The organism is Aquamicrobium lusatiense (assembly GCF_014201615.1).
GTDB classification, from domain to species: Bacteria; Pseudomonadota; Alphaproteobacteria; order Rhizobiales; family Rhizobiaceae; genus Mesorhizobium; species Mesorhizobium lusatiense.
On sequence record NZ_JACHEU010000003.1, the window covers coordinates 50,438 to 72,097 of the forward strand.

General features: G+C 63.7%; 19 protein-coding genes. 16 read left to right on the plus strand and 3 right to left on the minus strand.

Annotated elements, in window-relative coordinates:
- Positions 1–71: 71 nt before the first annotated feature.
- From HNR59_RS15935 to HNR59_RS15945, 3 genes are read left to right on the plus strand one after another with little or no spacing between them, the layout of a single operon-like run.
- On the plus strand, positions 72–2,177 hold the full coding sequence (locus HNR59_RS15935; protein ID WP_183832023.1) for an ABC transporter permease: 2,106 nt from the start codon (positions 72–74) through the stop codon (positions 2,175–2,177).
- Positions 2,170–3,306, plus strand: coding sequence for a hypothetical protein (locus HNR59_RS15940; protein ID WP_183832024.1), 1,137 nt, complete (start codon positions 2,170–2,172; stop codon positions 3,304–3,306). The genes HNR59_RS15935 and HNR59_RS15940 overlap by 8 nt, the downstream gene beginning before the upstream one ends.
- Complete coding sequence (locus HNR59_RS15945; RefSeq protein ID WP_183832025.1) at positions 3,303–4,796, plus strand: sugar ABC transporter ATP-binding protein; 1,494 nt, start codon at positions 3,303–3,305, stop codon at positions 4,794–4,796. Before HNR59_RS15940 ends, HNR59_RS15945 begins: the two co-directional genes overlap by 4 nt.
- A 68-nt stretch (positions 4,797–4,864) precedes the next feature.
- On the opposite strand, the gene HNR59_RS15950 is transcribed toward HNR59_RS15945, so the two are convergent.
- Complete coding sequence (locus HNR59_RS15950) at positions 4,865–6,217, minus strand: MmgE/PrpD family protein (RefSeq protein ID WP_183832026.1); 1,353 nt, start codon at positions 6,215–6,217, stop codon at positions 4,865–4,867.
- A gap of 122 nt (positions 6,218–6,339) precedes the next feature.
- Between HNR59_RS15950 and HNR59_RS15955 the strand changes: the two genes are divergently transcribed.
- The 13 genes from HNR59_RS15955 to HNR59_RS16015 all read left to right on the plus strand — a co-directional run bounded on the left by HNR59_RS15955 (position 6,340) and on the right by HNR59_RS16015 (position 19,355).
- A complete protein-coding gene (locus HNR59_RS15955) occupies positions 6,340–7,125 on the plus strand; it encodes an SDR family NAD(P)-dependent oxidoreductase (protein ID WP_183832027.1) in 786 nt (261 codons plus the stop codon).
- A gap of 61 nt (positions 7,126–7,186) precedes the next feature.
- The gene (locus HNR59_RS15960; RefSeq protein WP_183832028.1) at positions 7,187–8,446 is read left to right on the plus strand and encodes an ABC transporter substrate-binding protein; all 1,260 of its coding nucleotides are present in this window, start codon (positions 7,187–7,189) and stop codon (positions 8,444–8,446) included.
- 62 nt (positions 8,447–8,508) lie between these two features.
- A complete protein-coding gene (locus HNR59_RS15965; protein ID WP_183832029.1) occupies positions 8,509–9,417 on the plus strand; it encodes a branched-chain amino acid ABC transporter permease in 909 nt (302 codons plus the stop codon).
- Complete coding sequence (locus HNR59_RS15970; RefSeq protein WP_183832030.1) at positions 9,414–10,439, plus strand: branched-chain amino acid ABC transporter permease; 1,026 nt, start codon at positions 9,414–9,416, stop codon at positions 10,437–10,439. The genes HNR59_RS15965 and HNR59_RS15970 overlap by 4 nt, the downstream gene beginning before the upstream one ends.
- Positions 10,426–11,181: an ABC transporter ATP-binding protein gene (locus HNR59_RS15975; RefSeq protein ID WP_183832031.1), complete on the plus strand. Its 756-nt coding sequence runs from the start codon at positions 10,426–10,428 to the stop codon at positions 11,179–11,181. The genes HNR59_RS15970 and HNR59_RS15975 overlap by 14 nt, the downstream gene beginning before the upstream one ends.
- The gene (locus tag HNR59_RS15980; protein ID WP_183832032.1) at positions 11,178–11,891 is read left to right on the plus strand and encodes an ABC transporter ATP-binding protein; all 714 of its coding nucleotides are present in this window, start codon (positions 11,178–11,180) and stop codon (positions 11,889–11,891) included. The genes HNR59_RS15975 and HNR59_RS15980 overlap by 4 nt, the downstream gene beginning before the upstream one ends.
- A gap of 42 nt (positions 11,892–11,933) precedes the next feature.
- Positions 11,934–12,926: a thiamine pyrophosphate-dependent dehydrogenase E1 component subunit alpha gene (locus HNR59_RS15985; protein ID WP_183832033.1), complete on the plus strand. Its 993-nt coding sequence runs from the start codon at positions 11,934–11,936 to the stop codon at positions 12,924–12,926.
- Complete coding sequence (locus HNR59_RS15990) at positions 12,919–13,893, plus strand: alpha-ketoacid dehydrogenase subunit beta (RefSeq protein ID WP_183832034.1); 975 nt, start codon at positions 12,919–12,921, stop codon at positions 13,891–13,893. The genes HNR59_RS15985 and HNR59_RS15990 overlap by 8 nt, the downstream gene beginning before the upstream one ends.
- Before the next feature lie 11 nt (positions 13,894–13,904).
- Positions 13,905–14,699 (plus strand): enoyl-CoA hydratase/isomerase family protein, encoded by a 795-nt coding sequence (locus HNR59_RS15995; RefSeq protein WP_183832035.1) that lies wholly within the window; start codon positions 13,905–13,907, stop codon positions 14,697–14,699.
- A 1-nt stretch (position 14,700) separates the two neighbouring features.
- A complete protein-coding gene (locus HNR59_RS16000; protein WP_183832036.1) occupies positions 14,701–15,957 on the plus strand; it encodes a dihydrolipoamide acetyltransferase family protein in 1,257 nt (418 codons plus the stop codon).
- A gap of 16 nt (positions 15,958–15,973) precedes the next feature.
- On the plus strand, positions 15,974–17,146 hold the full coding sequence (locus HNR59_RS16005) for an acyl-CoA dehydrogenase family protein (protein WP_183832037.1): 1,173 nt from the start codon (positions 15,974–15,976) through the stop codon (positions 17,144–17,146).
- 18 nt (positions 17,147–17,164) lie between these two features.
- Complete coding sequence (locus HNR59_RS16010; protein ID WP_183832038.1) at positions 17,165–18,703, plus strand: AMP-binding protein; 1,539 nt, start codon at positions 17,165–17,167, stop codon at positions 18,701–18,703.
- Positions 18,704–18,755: 52 nt separating this feature from the next.
- Positions 18,756–19,355, plus strand: a complete 600-nt coding sequence (locus tag HNR59_RS16015) for a TetR/AcrR family transcriptional regulator (protein ID WP_183832039.1) — start codon at positions 18,756–18,758, stop codon at positions 19,353–19,355.
- Positions 19,356–19,477: 122 nt separating this feature from the next.
- Here HNR59_RS16015 and HNR59_RS16020 read toward each other — a convergent pair whose 3' ends face one another.
- Positions 19,478–20,428 (minus strand): amidohydrolase family protein, encoded by a 951-nt coding sequence (locus HNR59_RS16020; protein ID WP_183832040.1) that lies wholly within the window; start codon positions 20,426–20,428, stop codon positions 19,478–19,480.
- A 9-nt stretch (positions 20,429–20,437) separates the two neighbouring features.
- Positions 20,438–21,658, minus strand: coding sequence for an SfnB family sulfur acquisition oxidoreductase (locus tag HNR59_RS16025; protein WP_183832041.1), 1,221 nt, complete (start codon positions 21,656–21,658; stop codon positions 20,438–20,440).
- Between the last annotated feature and the right edge of the window lie 2 nt (positions 21,659–21,660).

Here is a 21,660-nt window from a genome sequence, read left to right on the forward strand (position 1 = left end):
CCCCCTCCCGCCACAGGGAGGGGGAAGCGCGGCCCAGGTCGCGCAACTGTCAGGGTCAGAGGCAACGGATCATGAATACACTCGTAAAACTGCGCTACCGCTTCTGGCCGGACAAGATTTTTGGCGAACTCCTGCAGAAGCCATGGATGGAAACGGCGGTGCCGCTTCTGGTTCTGCTGGGCGTCGTTGCCTTCTTCAGCGCGCGGATCGACAATTTCATTTCCGTCGCCAGCATGTCGGATACGCTGCGGCAGGCCTGCGAACTCGGCTTTGTCGTTCTTGGAATGTCCATCGTCCTGATCGTCGGCGGCATCGACCTGAGCGTCGGCTCCATCTATGCGCTGTGCAATCTTCTGGCGCTCTACTGCGTCAACGTGCTTGGCCTTGGCATGGTGCCCACAGTTGCGATCACCCTTGTGGCGGGCGGGCTTCTGGGCGGCGTCAACGGCGTGCTGATCGGCTATTTCCGCATGCGCGCCTTCCTGACCACAATGGTCACGCTCATCGTCTACAAGGCTGCGAACGATATGCTGAACGCCAGAATCGGCGTTGAAATCTCGGCCAATTTCCCCGACGCCCCGGCCTGGGATTATCTCGGCATGGGCACGTTCCTCCACATCCCCGTCATCGTCTGGGTGTTCGGTGCCGTGGCCATTGCCGGACACATCTTCCTGACGCGTCTCAGAGCAGGCTGGCATGTGCTTGCAATCGGCGGCAATCGCCGCTCCGCCTACAATACCGGCCTGCCCGTGAAGCGGGTGGTGGCGCTTTCCTATGTCGCTTCAGGCGCCTTCGCCGCACTGGCCGCGATCTTCTATGCCTCGCGCCTGGCTTCGCCGGGTGCCGATACGGGCAAGGGTCTGGAAATCGTCGTGCTGACGGCGGCGATCCTCGGCGGCATTCGCCTCGGCGGCGGCAAGGGTTCGGTGATGAAGGCGATCCTCGGCACGCTGATCGTCCTTCTGCTGACCAATGGCATGTTGCGGATGGCGATGTCGGCAGGCACGTCGCGCGTTATCCTTGCCTCCATTCTGCTTCTGGCCGCGCTGCTCGACATCCGCTGGTTCAAGAACCGCCACAAGGCTGTGCAGGAACTGTATGTGAGCCCCGGCTACATGGAACTGCCGCCGCCGCAAACCACCGGGCGCGACAGCGGCTCTCCCTATGCGCTGAACGACAAGCTGCGCGGCGTGGAGACCATTGGTCTGGGTGAAGTCGAAGCGCCCGAGGACGTGGTGCTGGACCTCGACAACAATCTCTACTGCGGCAACCGCCACGGCGACATCATCCGCTTCTTCGCGCCCGACTATAAGCGGCAGGAAGTGTATGCGCATATCGGCGGACAGCCTCTCGGCATGGCGATGACGGAGGACGGGACGCTGTTCGTGTGTGTCGGCGGCATGGGGCTCTACAAGGTGGGGCCAGACAGAAGCGTCGCCAAGGTAACGGACGAGACGAACCGCTCGCTGCTGTCGATCATCGATGACAGCCGCCTGCGCCTTGCCGACGACCTCGACATCGCACCTGACGGCCGCATCTTCTTCTCCGAGGCCACCGTTCGCTACGAGATGCATGAATGGCCCACCGACAGCCTTGAGGCGCGGGGCAACGGCCGCATCATCTGCTACGACCCCGCAACCGGCAAAACGACGACGGTGCTGCGCAACCTCGTCTTTCCGAACGGCATCGTCATGGCTTCCGACGGGCAGTCGCTGCTTTTCGCGGAAAGCTGGGCCTGCCGGATCAGCCGCTACTGGTTCGATGGACCGAAGAAGGGCACGGTCGAAGTCATCATCGATGACCTTCCCGGCTATCCCGACAACCTCAACCGGGCTTCCGACGGCCATTACTGGCTGGCGATCATGGGCGTGCGCAGCCCGGTCTTCGATCTGGCGATGAAGCGGCCGGCCTTCCGCCGCCGCATGTCCAAGAAGCTGCCGGGCGACGAATGGCTGGCGCCCAATCTCAACACCGGCTGCATCGTCAAGATCAGCGAAACCGGCGAGATTCTCGATGTCATGTGGGACCTCGGTGGCGAGAACCATCCGATGATCACCTCCATGCGCGAACATCGCGGCCATCTTTACATCGGAGGCATCCACAACAACCGCATCGGGCGGCTGAAGCTGGACAATGTCGCCCCCGATTTCGTCGACCTGAAGGTGTCCCATGCTTGAGTTTGTCGGACAGATGATCGGCGGTCTTTTCGGCCGCAGCGGTTCAGGCCTTTCAGTGCCGATCCTCGATGGCGCCTTCAGGCCGAACAACCTTCTTGAAGAAGCCGAGGTGCTGTTTGAACGCCCCGGCCTCGAAGACATGGCCGTTGCCCCCGACGGCACCCTGCTGCTGGCGGCCGGCAGCGAAGTTCTGGTTGCCGGAGCTCCGGGGGCAGGGGGACTGGGGGCTGGTGGACTGGGGGCTGGGGGCGACGGATTGCGAATGGCGGAGCGCCATGACGGCACGATCACCGCCCTGACCGTCCTTGCCGATGGCCGCCGGGTTGTCGCACTGGGAGACCGCATCGTGATCGAAGGCGGGGCTGCCCCGATCGCCGAGGCATGCGGGCGGCGCTTCAGGGCGATCACCGCTCTTTCGGTCATGACCGACGGGCGCATTCTGGTTTGCGATGCTTCCGCGCGCTACGAAGGCGCGAAGTGGCAGTATGACCTGATGATCCGCGGAAAGTCCGGGCGTCTCGTGGCGCTTGAGCCGGCCACCGGCAAGGCTGAACTGCTCCAGAGCGATCTGTCCTGGGCCTTCGGCGCGATGGAGAGCGACGACGGCATCCTGATTTCCGAAAGCTGGCGCCACCGCCTGCGCCGTGCCGGGAAGGGCGATGCCACCGGCGAGCTTCCCGGCTATCCCGCCCGCATCACGCCAACAGCCGATGGCGGCTTCTGGCTGTCGCTGTTTTCGGGGCGCGCGCAGATCGTGGAATTCGTGCTGCAGGAGAACGCGTTCCGCCGCGAGATGATGGAAACCATCGACCCGAAATACTGGATTTCTCCGGCGCTTTCGTCGGGAGAGGATTTTCTGGAGCCGCTGCAAAGCGGTGGCGTCAAACACATGGGCATCCTGAAGCCTTGGGCGCCGCCGCGCTCCTACGGCCTTGCCGTGCGCTGCGACGCCAGCCGCAATCCGCTGATGTCCGTTCACAGCCGGGTCGGCGGCATGAACCACGGCATCGTGACCACGCTCGAACGCGGCGACGAGGTTCTGGCCCTTTCGAAGGGAGCGGGGCGTCTGCTGCGCATGAAGCTTCAGGAAATCCGCGCGGCAAACGGCGTGACCGGAGGTGTGGCATGACCCCTGTTCTGGAACTGCGAGGCCTCACCAAGCTCTATGCCCGCGTGCCTGCGGTGGAGAACATCAATTTCACCCTGATGCCGGGTGAGGTCCATGCCCTTCTCGGGGAGAACGGTGCCGGAAAATCGACCCTCACGAAGATGATCGCCGGGGTTGTCGATCCCACCTCCGGAGAGATTCTGCTCGACGGAAAGCCCGTTCATCTGCGCACCCCGGCAGCCGCCCTTGAAGCGGGTATCGCCATGGTGTTTCAGGAGACGAGCCTCGTTCCCTCGATGACCGTGGCGCAGAACCTGTTCATGGGCAACGAGCAGTTCTTCAATCGCCTGCGCGGCATCAATATCGCCGCGCAGCAATTCATGCAGGCTCTGAACTTTCAGGTTGACCCGACCGCCATGGTCCAGACGCTGGGCGCGGCCAAGAAGCAGATGATCGAAATCGCCCGGGCCATGCTGTCGAATGCAAGGGTCATCGTCTTCGACGAGCCGACCGCAACGCTGACGCCGGAGGAAAAGAAGCACTTTTTCGACCTCGTGCGCACTCTGCGGAGCAGGGGCGTCGCCATCATCTTCATCAGTCATGCGCTGGAAGAGGCACTGGCTATCTCCGACCGCATCACCATCCTGCGGGACGGGCAGCATGTCGTCACCGACGACACCGCCAGTTTCGACCGGGCGCGCATCGTGCAGTCGATGGTGGGACGAAGCCTGTCGGAAGAGCTTTATGGCAAGCGCAAGGATTTCGTCCGTCCGCCGGGCGAACGAATTCTCCAGGTCTCCAATCTGCGTGTCGGCAACATGGTCCGCAACAATTCGCTGTCGGTGTTCGCGGGACAGGTGACGGGTGTGTTCGGCCTTGTCGGCTCGGGCCGGACGGAAACCTTCAAGGTCGTGTCCGGCGCGATCAAGCGCAACTATCTCAACGGCGGTGAGGTGTTCATCCGCGGCAAGCGCGTGCGCTACCGCGTGCCGGCGCAAAGCCTGCGCGAGAGGGTCGCCTACATCACCGAGGACCGCAAGATCGAAGGTTTTTTCGAGACCATGTCGATCAAGGCCAACATCTTCATGGGCAAGCTCGCCAAGGCGGGATGGCGAAAGTTCTGGCTGCGCCGTTCGGAAATGAACCGCATCGGCGAAGAGTGGGGCAAGTCGCTGCACATCCGCGCCGTCAGCAAGGATGCAAAGGTCATCGAGCTTTCAGGCGGCAACCAGCAGAAAGTGGTGATAGCCAAGTCGCTGATTCAGGAGCCCGAACTCATCATCTTCGATGAACCCACGCGCGGCGTCGATGTGGGGGCGATCGCCGAGATTCATCAGATGATCAACAGGCTGGCCGATGAAGGCAAGGCGGTGGTGGTCATCTCCTCCTATCTGCCGGAGGTCATGCAGCTGTCCGACCGGCTGCTGGTCGCCCGGCAGGGCAGGGTGGTCGAGGAGTTTTCGCCGCTCGACGCGACGGAAGAAAACCTGATGTACGCAGCCGTTCACTGAATTTCGGGCCACCACGAAACAAGAAGCCCCCGGATCGGAAGATGCGGGGGCTTCTTGTCAGGCGACCGTCAGCGGCGGATCAGTGGGCGCGCACGCGCAAAAACGTCATTCAGGAAGGCAATGCCTGCACCCTCCGGATCCCGGCAAAAAGTGCTGAGACCGGCGATGCATGAGGCCGGCAGTCCTTCCTGCGCTGCGGTCCGCGTCAGGCGGTCCTGCAAGTCGCCGAAGCTCCAGGCGTAGTCGGCAGGGGTCATGTTGCAAACCTCGGACAGGATTGCGCCACCTGCGAGTTGCAATTCGATGCGGCAGCACAGAACGGGCACTTCGGCGTCTGCAACCAGATGCACTTTTTCGACCAGCGCATTGATTTCGGCGTCGTCATATCTGGTCATCATGGCCATCGAGGGCGCGCCGCGCAGAAGGGTCTGGGCGATGCAGAAGGGGATGCTCATCAACGTGCCGCCGATCGTCGAGAAGGGGCCCTTGCTGTCCATTCCCGCATAGCCGCATTCATAGGGGTTCATGCGCACCACGACGTTTTCGATGCAGAGCCCCGCCAGTTTCTCACGCAGGGACAAGGCCGCTGTTACCGGCGTCTGGTTGAACGCGCAGACCGGGAACGGCTTGAAGGCAACGCGCAAGGTCTGCCAGTCGCGGCCGATCCTTGCGACCGTATCTTCGGTATCCAGCGGCCGCCCCGCGAAGGCCCGGGCCAGCCCCTTGGCTCCCTCATATGCCTCACGCAGGCTGACGGAGCCCGCCCTTGCAAGCTCAGCCGCGGTCCAGCCGGAATGCGCGGTCACGCCAACCTGATAGCGCCATTCGTCGGTTCCCTCCGCAAAGGTCTGGAGAAGCCCGCCTGAAAAGGAAACGGCATTTCCAAGGGCCGCGCATGTCCGTTCGGCATCCATCCGCAAAAGCCGCGCGACCGCCGCTGCGGCAGCACCTGTTCCGTAAAGGGTGGTGGCGCGAAAACCCTTTGGCGTTGTGTCGCCGGCCAGCAGTTCCTCGAACAGCCCGCCCACTTCGTAACCGGCGACCATCGCCGGTATCAGATCGGTGATGCTGGCCCGCCCGCTCTCAATGAGGGCCATCAGAAGCGGGATCATCACCGCTCCCAGATGCGCCGCACCGCAGGTGTCTTCCTGCCCACGGCCATGGAAAAGCGCGCCATTGGCCATGGCCGCCCCGGTTACGCTGCTCATTTCGCCGCTGCCAAGCAGCGTCGCCTCTCCAGCCCCGCCATACATGGCAAGGGCCGCCTGACGGGCTACGGGCTCGTAGTGCGTTGCGAGGCCGGCCATGGCGATGCCATAGCCGTTGAGAAGGCACGCATGGGCCTTCTCCCGGACGTCTTCGGGAATGTTTTCCCGCGTCAGCGCTGAAGTGAATTGCGCGAGCTCCTGCGCGATCGTCATGGCTTTCCTCCACCGAATTGTGGCCCGCAGGCTAGAGCGGCCGCGCCTGTCATGTCAACAAAATGATAATTGACTCATAATTCATTTATGTTACGTTGCCGCCATATTCGAGGGAGGAAACCATGTCGCAGCAGGCTCAGCTTGCAGACCGCATCATTGCCATCACAGGCGGCGCCAGCGGCATTGGTGCGGCATGCGCGGAGGTTGCAGCCTCACGCGGCGCAAAGGTCGCCATACTGGATCGCAACATGGATCAGGCCCGCAGCGTCGCGGAGCGGATCGGCGGAAGAGCTTTTGAGCTCGATGTCGCCGAGGAGCAGAGCGTCATCGATGCCGTTTGCGCCGTGGAGCGCGATATGGGCCCCATCTCGGGTGGCATCACGTCCGCCGGCATCGTCCAGACGCCGAAGCCGCCGGCCGAGCTGGACATGGAGGTTTTCGACCGCATCTATGAGATCAATTTCCGCGGCACCTTCCTGTCTCTCAGGGAGATGGCGCGCCACATGATCCCGCGCCGTTCCGGCAGCCTTGTGGCGCTCAGCTCGATCACCGCGCGCCGCTCCACCCCGCTTCATGCCTATGGCCCCGGCAAGGCGGCCGTCACCAATCTGGTGGAGGGGCTTTCGGGCGAGTGGGGCCGGGCCGGCATCCGCATCAATGCCATCGAGCCGGGCTATACGCGCACGCCGGCACTTCAGGCCCAGATCGATCTCGGCCATCGCGACATATCCCTGATGAATGCGAATTCGACGCTTGGCCGCATGGTCGAGCCGTCGGAAATCGGCACGGTCGCCGCCTTCCTGCTGTCGGATGACGCCTCGGCCGTCACCGGCGTTTCGATGGCGGTCGATGCGGGCTTTTATCAGGTGGGCTCCTGGGCGCCGTATGGGGGCGTCCGGGAATACTGACGTCCGGCATCGGCCGGCCTGCCGCTCCGGGAGAGGGCGGCTTTCAACAATGGAGGAATGAATGACCGTATCCCATCGGACCGGATTGTCCCGGCGTAGCTTTTTGTCAGCGGCAGGCGCCCTTGGTGCGGCGACGCTCGCCGCACCGTCCATCCTGCGGGCGCAGGGTTCCACCATCCGGGTCGGTGTTCCGACCATCCTGTCCGGCCGCGTCGCCATCCTTGGTGAAACCGCCTCGATCGGCGCGAAAATGGCGGTCGATGCGGTCAATGCCGCCGGCGGCATCGACGGGCGCATGATCGAGCTGGTCATCCGTGATACGAAGGGAAAGCCCGACGAGGCGGCCCGCATCACCCGCGAGCTGATCAGCACCGACGGCTGTCAGATCATTCTCGACGCGGAAGCCTCGGGAGGGGCCTTCGCGGTGCATGAGGTCGTGCGCGATACCGGCACCTATTGCGTCCACTCCATCTCCGAAACCTCGTCCCTGACCGCCGATCCCGCCAATGCGGCACACTGGATCTTCCGGTCTGGCCGGCAGGGCATCCATGACGCGATTGCCGGCGGTCTTTATGCCTCGGAACTGGCAAAGGGGGGCGTCAGGCGCTGGGCGACCTGCTCGCCGGATTACGCCTATGGCCGCGACACCACGGCGGAGTTCATGGAGTTCCTGACCATCTTCGCGCCGGATGTAAAGCTTGTCGGCGAGACGTGGCCGAAATCCTTCCAGCCGGACTATACCGAAAACATCACCAATCTCCTGAACCTCGCTCCGGAAGCGCTCTACACCTGCCTGTGGGGCGGCGATCTGGTGGCGTTCTTCGATCAGGCCAGCCTCTACGGTCTTTTCGACCAGTTCCAGACCGTGGCCGTCAACATGGGCGACGCTCCGGTTCTGGAAGCGATCAAGAACCTGCCTGCGGGCATCCATTCCGGCAATCGCTACCACAAGGACATTCCCGACAGCGAGGCGAACGAGAACTGGAACGAAGCCTTCCGCAAATCCGGCAAGCTGCCAACCAACTGGGGCTGGCAGGCCTATACCGGCGCCTGCTTCGTCATCGAGGCCCTCAGGGCGACCGGCGGCGGCATCGACCGCGACAAGCTGGCGGAGGCAACCAGGGGCCGCACCATCGACAGCCCGCTCGGCGTGAGCGGCACCGTCACCATGCGCGAAAGCGACAACACGCTGGTCGACTATGCGCTCGGCTATGGCAAGACGATCTCCGAAGCGCCTTATCTCACGGACTTCCAGCCCATGGCCTGGGACGTGATCGTCGAACACGAGACCGAGTGGAAGAAGCGCAAGGGCTTCATCTGATCCTCACCCGCCGCGCGGCGCCTGTGCCCGCGCGGTCCCCTCTCTAAGGAAAGCCGCCGCAGATGCTCGATCTCGATGCATTGCTGAACTGTTTCAGCGCGACGTCCTGTCTGGTCACGCAGACCTCCACCGGCATCATCATCGGGATGCTGCTGTTTCTCGTCGCCTCAGGTGTGACGCTGATCTTCGGTGTTCTGCATGTCGTGAACTTCGCCCACGGCGCCTTCTACATGATCGGCGCCTACACCGCATGGTCGGCCTACACTGCGACCGGCAGCTACTATCTTGCCGTTCTGGCCGGCGCGCTTTCCGCTGCGGTGATCGGCATCGTTTTCGAGCGGCTGGCCATCAGCAGGGTCTACAAGGAAAACCTGCTGATGCAGCTTCTGGTCTGCTACGCCTTCGTGCTGGTCGCGGACGACGCCGTGAAGATGATCTGGGGCGCGGAATATCTCGCCATGGGGATTCCGGCGGAATTTCGTGTGCCGCCATACCGGTTCGCCGGCGGCGTGGTGCCGCCTTTCTATGTGTTCCTCGTCGCGACATCGCTGGCGGTGGCGATAGCCTGCCTGCTGCTGATCCGTTACAGCCGGTTCGGCAAGATCGTGCGGGCGGCGGCCCAGAATGCCTCCATGGTGTCGGTGCTGGGCATTCGCGTGCCGGTCTATTTCGCGGCGCTGTTCGGCCTTGGCTGCGCGCTTGCCGGCATGGCGGGCGCTCTGGCTGCGCCGGTCCGCTCGATGACGCCGGGAATGGGGCTTTCGATCCTGATCGACAGCTTCATCGTCACCGTCATCGGCGGCATGGGGTCCATCCCCGGCGCATTGCTCGCAGCCATCCTGCTCGGGGTCACGCGGTCGTTCGGCAGTCTCGGCTTTCCGCTCTTCGTCGACGGCGTGATGTTCATCATGATGGTCGCCATTCTCGTCTTCCGCCCGCAGGGGCTGCTGGGTGAAAGGGCGCCGCGATGACCCGCTTTCATCCATTCGCCCATCCATTCGCCCGGGCCGCGCTGCTGGCATTCGCCGCCTTTTGCGGTTTCCTTCTCGTCGGAGCGATCAGCCCCGGCACATGGCTGCTCGATACGCTGACAGGCCTGTTCGCGGCGGGGCTGCTTGTGATGTCGCTGCATCTGCTGATCGGCTACACCGGGCTGATATCGTTCGGCCATGCGGCTTACTATGCCAGCGGCGGCTACATCTTCGGGATGGTTCTGCAGACACCCGCCTTCGTGGCCGCCTGCGGTGCGTGGTCGGTGCCGCTTGCCACGCTGCTTGCCTTTTGCGGAACGGGGCTCTTCGCGCTGGTCGTCGGATCGATCTGCGCGCGGCTGTCGGAAATCTACTTTGCCTTCCTGACACTCGCGTTCCAGATGCTGTTCGTGTCCATCATCCAGGGTCTGGTGCACTATACCGGAGGCGATCAGGGGCTGATGGGCGGCATTCCGCGCCCGGCTTTCCTCGGGCTCGATCTGGTGCAGGCGCGGGATCGCTATGCGTTCTCAGCCTTCCTGTTCGTCGCCGGCGTGCTGGCCGTGCGCCTGATCACGCTGTCATCTTTCGGCGCGAGCCTGCGCATGGTGCGCGACAATGAACGCCGCGCCGCCTTCCTCGGCGTGAACACCTATCTCGTGAAGGTTCTGGCTTTCACGGCGGCCGGATCGATCGCCTCGCTGGGTGGCGTCGTCCTCGCCGTCTTCACCTCGGCCGCCTATCCCGAATGGGCAAGCTGGTCGGTTTCGGGCGAAGCGATCTTCATGATCATGCTCGGTGGCCTGCACAGCTTCTGGGGGCCGCTGGTGGGTGTGGTGGCCATGCGGATCATCAACGACCTGACGCTGCTCTACACGACCCATACCGAAATGGCGAAAGGGCTGGCGATCCTGTTCGTCGTTCTGGTCCTCAAGCGCGGCATTCTCGACTGGCTGGCCGACTGGCGAAAGGCGCGCCACGCCGCCCCTTCCGCAAAGGAGCAAGACCATGCTGCGCCTTGAGCATCTCGTGAAACGCTTTGGCGGGCTGACGGCAACGGACGACGTTTCGCTGAACTTCCCCGCCGGCTCGCTCTCGGCCATCATCGGGCCGAATGGCGCGGGCAAGACCACGCTGTTCAACCAGATCACCGGCCACCTCGTTCCGACAAGCGGCAGGATCCGGCTTGAAAATGAGGATATCACCGGCCTCAAACCCGCAGCCATCGTGCGCAAGGGGATAGGCCGCGCGTTCCAGATCGCCAGCATCTTTCCCTCGATGACCGTGAGGGAGGCGCTTGCCGCCGCGGTGACGGCGCATCGCCGCGCCACCTTCAGTCTGGGAAGTGCCTTTCCCCGTCGCGATATCGCAGATCGCACGGACGAGCTTCTCGGCCTTCTGGGCATGGAAGACGTCGCGGAGCGCATATCCGGCCAGATTTCGCACGGCGATCAGAAGCTGCTGGACGTCGGCCTTGCCCTGGCGCTTGAACCGAAGGTGCTTCTTCTGGACGAACCGGCCGCCGGCATGGGGCCTGAAGAGCGCTGGCAGATGATGGCGACGGTGCAGCGTCTGTGGAAGAGCGCCAACATGACGCTCATCTTCATCGAGCACGACATCGAACTGGTGTTCCGCACCGCCGAAGTCATCCACGTCCTGCGCTACGGAGCCGTGCTCGCGTCCGGCACGCCGGATGAAATCCGCGGGCATCCCGATGTGATCGAAGCCTATCTCGGCCGCGAAACCGTGGAGGAAACGGCATGAGCGACGTGGTGCTCGATCTTCGCGGGGTCAACGTTTTCTACGGGGCGTCCCACATCCTCTTCGACATGGGGTTCCAGGCGCGCAGGGGACGCACGCTCGCTCTGCTTGGCCGCAACGGTGCCGGCAAGTCGACAACCATGAAGGCGATCATGGGGGTTGCGCCCGCCCGGTCAGGCGAAATTCACTATGCGGGCAGCCGCATCGACGGGCAGGCGCCGCACGCCATCGCCCGGCGCGGCATCGGACTTGTGCCGGAAGACAGGCAGGTCTTCTCCCGGCATTCGGTCGACGACAATCTGCGCATCGCCGCCAAGCCGGGCGCAGATGGCCAGACCAGATGGACGATGGACAACATCTACGATGCGTTCCCCATTCTGGCGAAAATGCGCGGCCGTGCAGCGGGCATGATGTCGGGCGGCGAGCAGCAGCTTCTGTCCATGGCGCGCTGCCTGATGGGGAACCCGGATCTCATCCTGCTCGATGAACCGTCGGAGGGGCTTGCGCCGATTATCGTGCAGGAGATTGGCCGTCTCATCCGGAGCCTGCGCAGCACCGGCGTGACGATCGTTCTGGCCGAGCAGAACATGCATTTCTGCCTCGGCATCTCGGACGACGCCGTCGTCATCGACAAGGGCCAGATCGTCTATCGCGGCACCATCGAAACCTTGAAAGCCGACAAGGACATCACCGGCCGCTACCTGGCCATCTGAACGCAAAATCATGACCAGCACCAACATGAAGAGGGCCGTGCCATGAGTCGCAAGACCGCCCCCAACAACCCGGCGGAGGCGCTGAAGAGCATCTATCGCCGCGCCATGATCATTCGCGAGGCGGAAAAGACGCTGCAGCAGCTGTTCGTCGACGGCAAGGTTCCGGGCTTCCTGCACCTGTCCATCGGACAGGAGGCGGTCGCTTCCGCGATCTCGGAATTCCTGACACCCGGCGACACGGTTTCCTCCAATCACCGTGGCCATGGGCACACGCTTGCCAAGGGCGTGGACCTGACCGGCTTCTTCGCCGAGATTCTCGGCCGCGCCACGGGCATCTGCGGCGGCAGGGGCGGGTCGATGCATGTCGCCGACCTGCGGCTGGGCATGCTCGGCGCGAATGGGATCGTTGCTGCCGGGCTGCCGATCACGACCGGATCGGCGCTCGCGCTGAAAGGGCGCGGAAAAGGCGAGATCGCGGTCGTCTATTTCGGCGACGGCGCGCTGGCCGAGGGGCTGGTGCACGAATGCCTGAACATTGCCAGCCTCTGGTCGCTGCCGGTTCTGTTCTGCTGCGAGAACAATGGCTGGTCCGAATTCAGCCCGACGGAAAAGCAGCTTGCGGTGAAGCTGAAGGATCTGGCGGCGGCCTTTGGCATCGCCTATGCCGAAGCGGACGGCAACGACATGCTGGCCATGCATGATGTGGCGCGCGATGCCATCGGGCGCATGCGGGCGGGGTGTATTCCCCACATTCTGGAATGTCACACCACCCGGGTTCGCGGTCATTATGAGGGCGACAGGCAGGACTATCGCCCGGAGGGCGAGGCAGACGAAATGTCGGCCCGCGACCCTGTCGCCATCGGCCGCCGCCGCCTCGCCGAGGCCGGCGTGGAGGGCGACTGGATAGAAACCACCGACGCCGAAGTGAAAGCCGCCAATGCGGCGGCGCTTGAGGCGGCGCTGGCGGCGCCGCTGCCGGATGCCGCCACCCTGCTTGCCGATGTCTATACCGAAGGGGGTCTCCGTCATGGCTGAAAGCCGCTATGTCAGGGCCGTCACCCGCGCCATGCAGGATGCGATGGCCGCCGACGCTTCCGTCATCCTGATCGGGGAGGACGTCGCCGCTGCGGGCGGTTCGTTCAAGGCCACGCGCGGGTTGCTGGAAGAGTTCGGGCCGCAGCGCGTCTATGATGCGCCCATTGCCGAAGCCGCGATTGCGGGCATGGCGGTGGGGGCCGCCCTTTCAGGCATGCGCCCCATCGCCGAAATCATGTTCATGGACTTTGTCACGCTGTCCATGGACATGCTGGTCAATCAGGCGGCCAAGGCCCGTTACATGTTCGGCGGGCAGGGCTCGGTGCCCATGGTGTTGCGGACGCCTCATGGCGGCGGGCTCTCCGCAGGGCCACAGCATTCGCAATGCCTCGAAGCCTGGTTTGCGCATATTCCCGGCCTGAAGGTCGTGGTGCCGGCGACCGTTGAAGACGCCTACAGTCTCCTGCGCGCCGCCATCGATGATCCCGATCCGGTGATCGTCGTGGAAAACAAGGCGCTCTACGCCCTCAAGGGAGACCTGCCGGACGCGCCGGCGTCAGCCCGTATCGGTGAGGCGCTGGTGCGCCGCGAGGGCACGGACGTGACGCTGGTCACCTATGGCGCGACGCTGTGGACGGCACTCAAGGCTGCCGAAATCGCGCAGGCGGAAGGCATTTCGGTCGAAGTGATCGACCTGCGATCGATCCAGCCGTGGGACGAGGCGGTGGTGCTCGCAAGCCTTTGCCGGACGCACCGTCTGCTCATCGCCCACGAGGCTGTCGAAGCCTTCGGCGTTGGCGCCGAAATCGCAGCGCGCATGGCCGACATCGGGTTCGATGAGCTGGATGCGCCGATCCTGCGGGTCGCGGCGCCCTTTTCGCCGGTGCCGTTCAGCCCGGCGCTGGAGGGCGAATGGCGGTTGAACGAAACCAAGATCATGGCGGCGTTGCGTCGCCTGATGGCCTGAGGGAGCATCTCATGAGCACCGAACAGAAAACCGCCTGCGTGCGTCTGGAAATCGAGGACGCGGTGGCGATCGTGACCTTCGATCGTCCCGAGAAGCTGAACGCTCTGGACATGGGCGTTCTGGCTGAACTCGATGGCATCCTCGACCGGATCGAGAACGATAACGCCATTCGCGCCGTGATCTTTACGGGCGAGGGGCGCGCCTTCGTGGCCGGCGGCGATATCGCCGATCTCGGTTCGCGGGATGCTCTGGCGCATTACAATGAATTCGCCGAAACGATCCACCGCACGCTGCGCCGCATCGAGATGCTGGACAAGCCCACCATCGGCGCGATCAACGGCTTTGCGCTGGGGGGCGGCACGGAGCTGCTTCTGACGTTCGACCTCAGGCTCCTGTCGGACAAGGCCAGGCTGGGCCTGCCCGAGATCAATCTGGGGCTTTTTCCCGGCGCCGGGGGCACCCAGCGCATCCTTCGGCAGGTTCCTTCCTGCCGTGCGCGCGAGATCATGTATCTCGGCGAGATGATCGCGCCGGATGAGGCCGTGCGGATCGGCCTCGCCAACCGTGTCGTGCCTCACGACCAGCTGATGGAGGAAGCGCGCGCCATGGCGGCGAAGCTGGCGGCGAAATCTCCGCTGATCCTGAAGCTTCTGAAGCGGACGCTGATCGACGGCGCCGATATGCCGCTTTCTGCAGCATTGCGCCATGAGCAGGCTGTGATCGGGCTCGTTCTCGACAGCCACGACGCGCATGAGGGCTGCGCTGCTTTCATCGAGAAGCGTCAGGCCGATTTCCGGGGAGAATGAGATGTCCGAGATCGTGATGCCCAAGTTCGGGCTGACGATGACCGAAGGCCTGATCACGGTATGGCATCGCAAGGTGGGCGAGGCGGTGAAGGCCGGCGATCTGCTGTTCGAGGTCGAGACCGAAAAGGTCACCAACGAGGTGCCGGCTTCCGCTGACGGCGTTCTGGAGGAGATCCTGTTTGCCGAAGGCTCCGTGGTGCCCGTCGGCCAGCCGATCGCGCGTCTTTCGGGTGGCGGCGAGGCAACGGGTGTTTCGCCGGTTCCTTCGGTTCCGGCCGGTGCCGATGCCCCTTCAGCCCGCAAGCTCATGGCCGAGCACGGCCTCGATCGCGAAAGCGTGACGGGGACGGGCCGCGGCGGGCGGGTGATGAAGGAGGATGTGCTGCGCGTCGTGGCAACCCCTCTGGCACGCCGGATCGCACGTCAGGACGGAGTGGATCTTTCAGGCGTGACGGGATCAGGTCCGAACGGCAGGATCAAGGCAGCCGATGTGTCGGCCATCAGAGGGACAGGAGCAGGCACAGGGACAGGCACGGCGCCCGCGCTTCCCGCCAGCGGGCTGGTCCAACCGGATGCGGTTCGCGCGGCGACTGCCCGTCGCGTGCAGGCTGCCAAGCGTGACATCCCCCATTTCTACGTGACCCGCCATGTCGACATACGCGCGCTCAGCCGCCTGCGCGCCGATCTCAACGCGGCCGCTTCAGGACACGCACGGCTTTCGGTCACCTATCTGCTGGTCAAGGCAACCGGCCTGGCGCTGGCCGCGCACCCACACCTCAACCGCGTCTGGTTGCCGGACGGTATTCTGGAGCTGGGCAGCATCGGTGTCGGCATCGTGACCGAAACGCCGCATGGCCTGCGCATTCCTGTTGCCGATCGCGCCGACCAGCTGCCGCTCGATGAACTGGCCGACCACTGCGCCGGCCTGTTTGCGCGCGCCCGGGCGGGGTTGCTCACCACGCAGGATGTCTCGGGAGGAGCCATTTCGATTTCCAATGTCGGGATGTTCGGCGCGGATTCACTCACTCCGATCATCAGCCCGCCGCAGGCGATGATCCTCGGCGTTGGCGCCGAGCAGACCCTTTTCCGTCCTGACGCCGAAGGGCGGCCGGAAGCCGTGCAGGAGATCATCCTCACCCTTGCCGCCGATCATCGCCTGATCGACGGCGCGGAGGCTGCGCGGTTCATCGCCACTCTTTCCAGCCTGCTCGAAGCACCGCTGGCGCTGCTGCGCGCACCTGGCCCGGCCGGCCACTGATACTGAGGATTAACAGATGAACTTCGACATTACCGAAGAACAGAAGATGATGATGGAAACCGCGCGCCAGATCGGCGAGCGGTTCGGCCTTGAATACTGGCGGCAGAAGGACGGAGCCAAAGAGTACCCGCACGAAGTTTGGCAGGCGATCTGCGATGCGGGGATCGCGGGCATGATGGTGCCCGAGGTTCATGGCGGTCTCGGTCTGGGGCTGATCGATCTGGCGCTGTGCATCGAAGAACTCTGCAAGGGCGGGGCGGGCTCCACGCTGTCCCAGATGTTCATGCTGAATCCGGTCTTCGGCGGTGTCGCTCTGGCTCTCTACGGAAGCGACGCCATGAAGCGCGAGCTGCTGCCCGGCCTTTGCGATGGCAGCATGACGTTCAGCATGGCGCTGACGGAACCGGATGCTGGCACAAACTCTCTCGGCATGAAAACCCAGGCGACACGGGTCGATGGCGGCTGGTCGATCTCGGGCCAGAAGATCTGGATCACCGGGGTCGCAGCCTCGAAGAAGATGCTGGTGGTCGCGCGCACCACGCCGCTTCAGGATGGTGTGAAGAAAACCCACGGCATCAGCCTGTTCATGATCGACACGGATCGCGAAGGGGTCAGCCATACCGAGATCGACAAGCTGGGCACCAACACCCTGCCGTCCTCGGTCGTCTATCTCGATCGCGCGTACGCATCTGATGACGAGGTTATCGGCACGGTGGATGGCGGCTGGCCGGAATTGCTCGACATCCTCAATTGCGAGCGCATCGTCACGACGGCCGGGCTGGTCGGCGCCGGTGCGCTGGCGCTCAGGCTCGCGGTGGACTATGCGCGGGAGCGCAAGGTCTTCAACGGGCGGCCGATCGGCAGCTATCAGGGGCTGCAGTTCCCTCTGGCACAGCAATGGGCGGAACTGGAGGCAGCGCGCCTGCTCAACCTCAAGGCGGCCTCGAATTTCGACCGCAACCTGCCCTTCGGATCGGAAAGCAATGCAGCAAAGCTGATTGCCTCGCAGGCAGCTTCCGCGGCGGCGGAGCAGTCGATGCAGGTGATGGGCGGCATGGGTTATTCCAAGGAGTTCCATGCCGAGAGATTGTGGCGCGATGCCCGTCTTTTCCGCTTTGCCCCGGTTTCTGAAGAAATGATCCTCAATTACATCTCGACGGTGAATCTCGGTCTGCCAAGATCCTACTGAGACCGGGGAGGAGAGCCGATGTTCAATCTGTCCCGATATCTGGCGGTCAACGCAGGCCGCAAGCCGGCCGGTGAGGCGCTGATCTACGCAGACCTGCGCCTCGATTGGCGCACGCTCGAAATGCGCGTGCATCACCTTGCCGCCGCGCTTTCCGCGCGCGGCATAGGGGAAGGCAGCATCGTCGCCCTGATGATGAAGAACAGTCCCGCTTTCATCGAGCTGATCTATGCGGTCAGCCATCTGGGCGCGGTGATCCTGCCGCTGAACTTTCGCCTCTCAGGCGAGGAAGTGGCATATATCACGGGCCACGCCGGAGCCGTCATGATTGTCGCCGACGATGTGTTCGAGGCGCAGGCGGCCGGCGCCGGCCTGCCGACTGTTCTGCTCGGCACGGATGGCCAGATGGACATCGGGGCGACGCTTCTCGATGCATCCGGCGGGCGGCGGCAGGCAGCGGCCGTGCCGCGCGGCCGCGACGATATCTTTCGCCTGATGTACACATCCGGAACCACGTCGCGGCCCAAGGGCGTGGTGCACAGCTATGACAATTTTTACTGGAAGTGCTTCGATCACGCCCTTTCGCTGGGTCTGAACGAAAACACCCGGCTTCTGGTCGTCGGCCCTCTCTATCACGTCGGAGCCTGTGACCTGCCTGGTCTTGGCGTGCATCTGGCCGGCGGCGCGCTGGTGCTGTTGCGCGACTACGAGCCGCGCGCCGTGCTCGAAACGATCGAACGCGAGAAGACAGACGGGATCTGGCTTGCTCCGGTCATGGCAAATGAAATCCTGAACCTTCCGGCCCAAGGATTGCCGGATGTCTCCTCGCTGCGCTGGTGCATAGCCGGCGGCGAGCGGACCCCGGAAACGCGCATCCGCGCCTTTTTCGACCGCTTTGCGAATGCGCGCTATGTCGATGCATATGGCATGACGGAAACCGTTTCGGGCGACACGCTGATGGAAGAGGGGCGCGAATTCGACAAGATCGGTTCCGTCGGGCGGCCCCTGCGCTTTGTCGAAATCGAGATACGCGATGACAGCGGCCAGCGCCTTGCCGCAGGCGAGGTCGGCGAGATCTGCATGCGTGGCCCCAAGGTCATGCGGGAATACTGGCGTGATCCGCAGAAAACGGCGGAAGCCTTCTTTCCCGATGGATTTTTGCGGTCCGGAGATGCAGGTTATCTCGATGAAGACGGGTTCCTGTTCATCACCGACCGCCAGAAGGACATGATCATTTCCGGCGGCGAGAACATAGCCTCTTCAGAGGTGGAGCGCGTGATCTACGATCATCCTGCCGTGCGCGAAGTGGCCGTTTATGCCCGCCCGCATCCGCGCTGGGGGGAGGTGGCGATCGCAGCTATCGTGCTTGCGGACGGCCAGACGATGACCTATCAGGAACTTCTGGATCATTGCCGCGCAAGACTGGCAGGTTTCAAATGTCCGAAGGATATGGTTGTTGTAGAAAGCCTGCCGCGCAACCCTTCAGGGAAGGTACTCAAGCGCACGCTTCGTGACATCGACGCCGCCCGTTTGCAGGCGTCACCAGAGAGGATGGACTAGAGTGTCTGTCGAAAGTCCTTCAGCCGGTATCCGCAGAGCACCCCGTCGGCGCATGAGCCGGGAAGAAAAGGCCCGCGCGACGCTGGACAGTCTGCTCAATGCCGGCTGCGCGGTCGTCGCCGCTGAGGGATATTCGGATGCTTCAGTGGCCAAGATCGCCGATCTGGCCGGTGTCGCCCATGGCACTTTCTACAATTATTTCGAAGACCGGAAGGCTCTGTTCAACGCGCTTCTGCCTTATGAAGGGCTGAGGATGCGCGAGAAGATCGAACAGATAGCGCGCACGGCCCCTCCGGGCGTTCAGCGTGAGATCGTCCGCTTCGAGGCGTTCCTCAATTACGTGATCGAGAACGAGGGTTTCTACCGCATTCTCTACGAAGCGGAAATATTCGCCCCGGAAGCCCACCGGGAGCACATGGACAATATCGTCAACGGCTATCTCGGCACGTTCCGGCGGGCGATGGCTGAAAACCGGATACGGCGCTTCGACGATCAGCAGTTGCACTGTCTTATCTACCAGATCCTTGGCATGCGCGCCTATGCAGCCATGCAGATCCATTATGCGGCGGACCAGTCCGAGAAGCTCAGGATCCGGGACTGTTCCGTCGAGATGTACGGCCTGTTCTTCGGCCAAAGCCTTCTGCAAACCTGAACCGGTATCTGATGCCGGCCGCCCTCAGGGTGCCGGGAGCGACCGGGCTCTCTGTGGACACGTTTCAGGTAATGTGATCGCGCGCTTCTCCCTGTATCCTTCGATAAGCACAGAGGCGGGCGTCAGGCCTGCGCCTTCAGCATTTTCAGAACGGTTCGGGAGGCGATTTTTGCGCTCTCGTCATCGGTGAAGCCGGCTTCATCCAGCGCCGCGAACAGGCGGCCTGCGATCGGGCCGGTGCTGACGATCGGCCAGTCGCTGCCGGCAACGAGGTGGTCGGGCCCCAGCGTATCGGCAAGGGCGCGCAACAGCACCGCATCCAGCCCCATGGTTTCGGCATAGACCTGACGTTTCAGCAGTTCGCGGGCCCTGGGGCGTCCCTCTTCGCCCTTATCGAATGTCGAGGACAACAGGATGCCGCCGACCGCCAGCGCCGTCACCACGACATTGAGGCGCGGCAGCGCTTCCAGCACGCCGCCTTCTATCAGGGCGATCAGGCTGGCGCCGTTGATGGTGCCGCGCGCCTGCAGGATGCCAAGACGCGGATATCTGGCAAGCTGCGCCGTCAGCCCGGGCGGATTGACGGGATGGACGAACACGGGAACGCCCAGCCCTGCCGCCGCTTCCAGCACGGGGCGTGCCTGTGGCGCGTCAAGCAGCAGATCGCCTTTGGCGCTGTCGACGAACACGCCTTGCAGGCCGAGCTGGCGCACGGCGTGTTCGAGCTGGCGGGCGCCTGCTTCACCGCCGAACGTGTCGACGCTGGCCAGACCATAGAGCCTGCCCGGATGGGCTGAGACCAGTTCGGCCAATCCCTCGTTCAGCCTCTCGTGAATGCCATCGGCAAGCGGTGCCGCTCCACCTTCCAGAAGGGCCGTCGGGCTGTTCACGACCCGGCCGGCGAGATCCCCGGATTCAATGTCTTCAAGCAGGGCCTGCCGGTCTGAAATGCGGCTGGCGATCGCTTCCCAGCGGGCCCGGTTCTGCAATGATCCCTGCCCGATGGCGCCGATGGTGAAACCCGGCGGCAGGTAGTGCGTGTGAAAGTCGATGACGGGATGACGTTGGGCCATGTGACGATCTCAGATGTAAGTGCGCGGGCCGGGCACCACGCCGTTCAGGTGATAATTTCCGAGGTGGTAGAGCTTCCAGCGGAAGGGGTCGTGCAGCGAATGGGTGCGGGCGTTGCGCCAGTGACGGTCGAGACCGTATTTGTCGAGGGTTGCGCGCGCGCCGGTCAAAAGGAAGAACTCGTCGGCAACCTTCGTGGCGGCGGCGCCGCAGTTCAGCCGGGCATCGGCGATGGCCAGCCGCGCTTCCAGCACATCGTTTTCCGTGCGGGTGGAATGCGCGATGTCGACCAGATCGGCCGCATGCCGCAACGACAGGCCGGCCGTGCGTATGGTGACGGCCAACTCGCCGAATTCCTTGATGACGAAGGGCTCCTTCGCGTGCTCGTCATACGGATTGTCGATCCACGGACGGTTGTGGTTGAGAATGTAGTGCCGGGCGTCGGCCAGCGTCGCTTCGGCGATGCCCTGATCGATGGCTGCATGGATGAGGCTCGCCAGCAGCATCCGCCCGCGATTGCCGGGCTTGTCCGAGGCAAAGGGAAAGACATTGGCGTCGGGCACGAACACGTCGTCGAAAATGGTGGTGCCGCTGGCCGTGGTGCGCTGGCCCATGCCGCGCCAGTCGTCCACCACGGTCACGCCGTCGCTGGATGCATCGACGAAGAACATCAGCTGGTTGTTCTGCTCGTCCTGACCGATGAATGGGATCCACTGGGCGAATATCGCGCCGGTTGAATAGTATTTGCGGCCGGTGATGCGCCATCCGCCGGGCACGCGGGTGAGCTGGTGCTCGTAATCGCCGGGCCGCTTGCGGGTGTCCTCCGAATGGGCATTGCCGATCCGGTCGCCGGCAAGGATGCGGCCATAGAAGAAGGCTTCCTGTTCCGGCGTGCCGTTGGAGAACAGAGGCAGCCAGCAGAAATGGTTCTGGGGGATCTGTCCGATGCTGGGATCGGCATCGGACAGGATCCTGAATATATCGGCGATGGTGCGGGCGGAAACCCCGGCGCCGCCGAAATCCTTCGGCACGGCAACCCCGAAGATGCCGTTGCGGGTGAGCTCCCCGATCTCGTCGGCAGGCAGGATGCGGTTCTGGTCGCGCGCCTGCGCGCCCTTGCGGAACTCCGCCGCAAGGCGGGTTACGATCTCCAGCGCCTCGGCATCGGAGCGGACGATGTGGACGGATGTGTCGGCAGGCGCGGCGGCCCGCACGGCTGTTGTGGATGTCAACG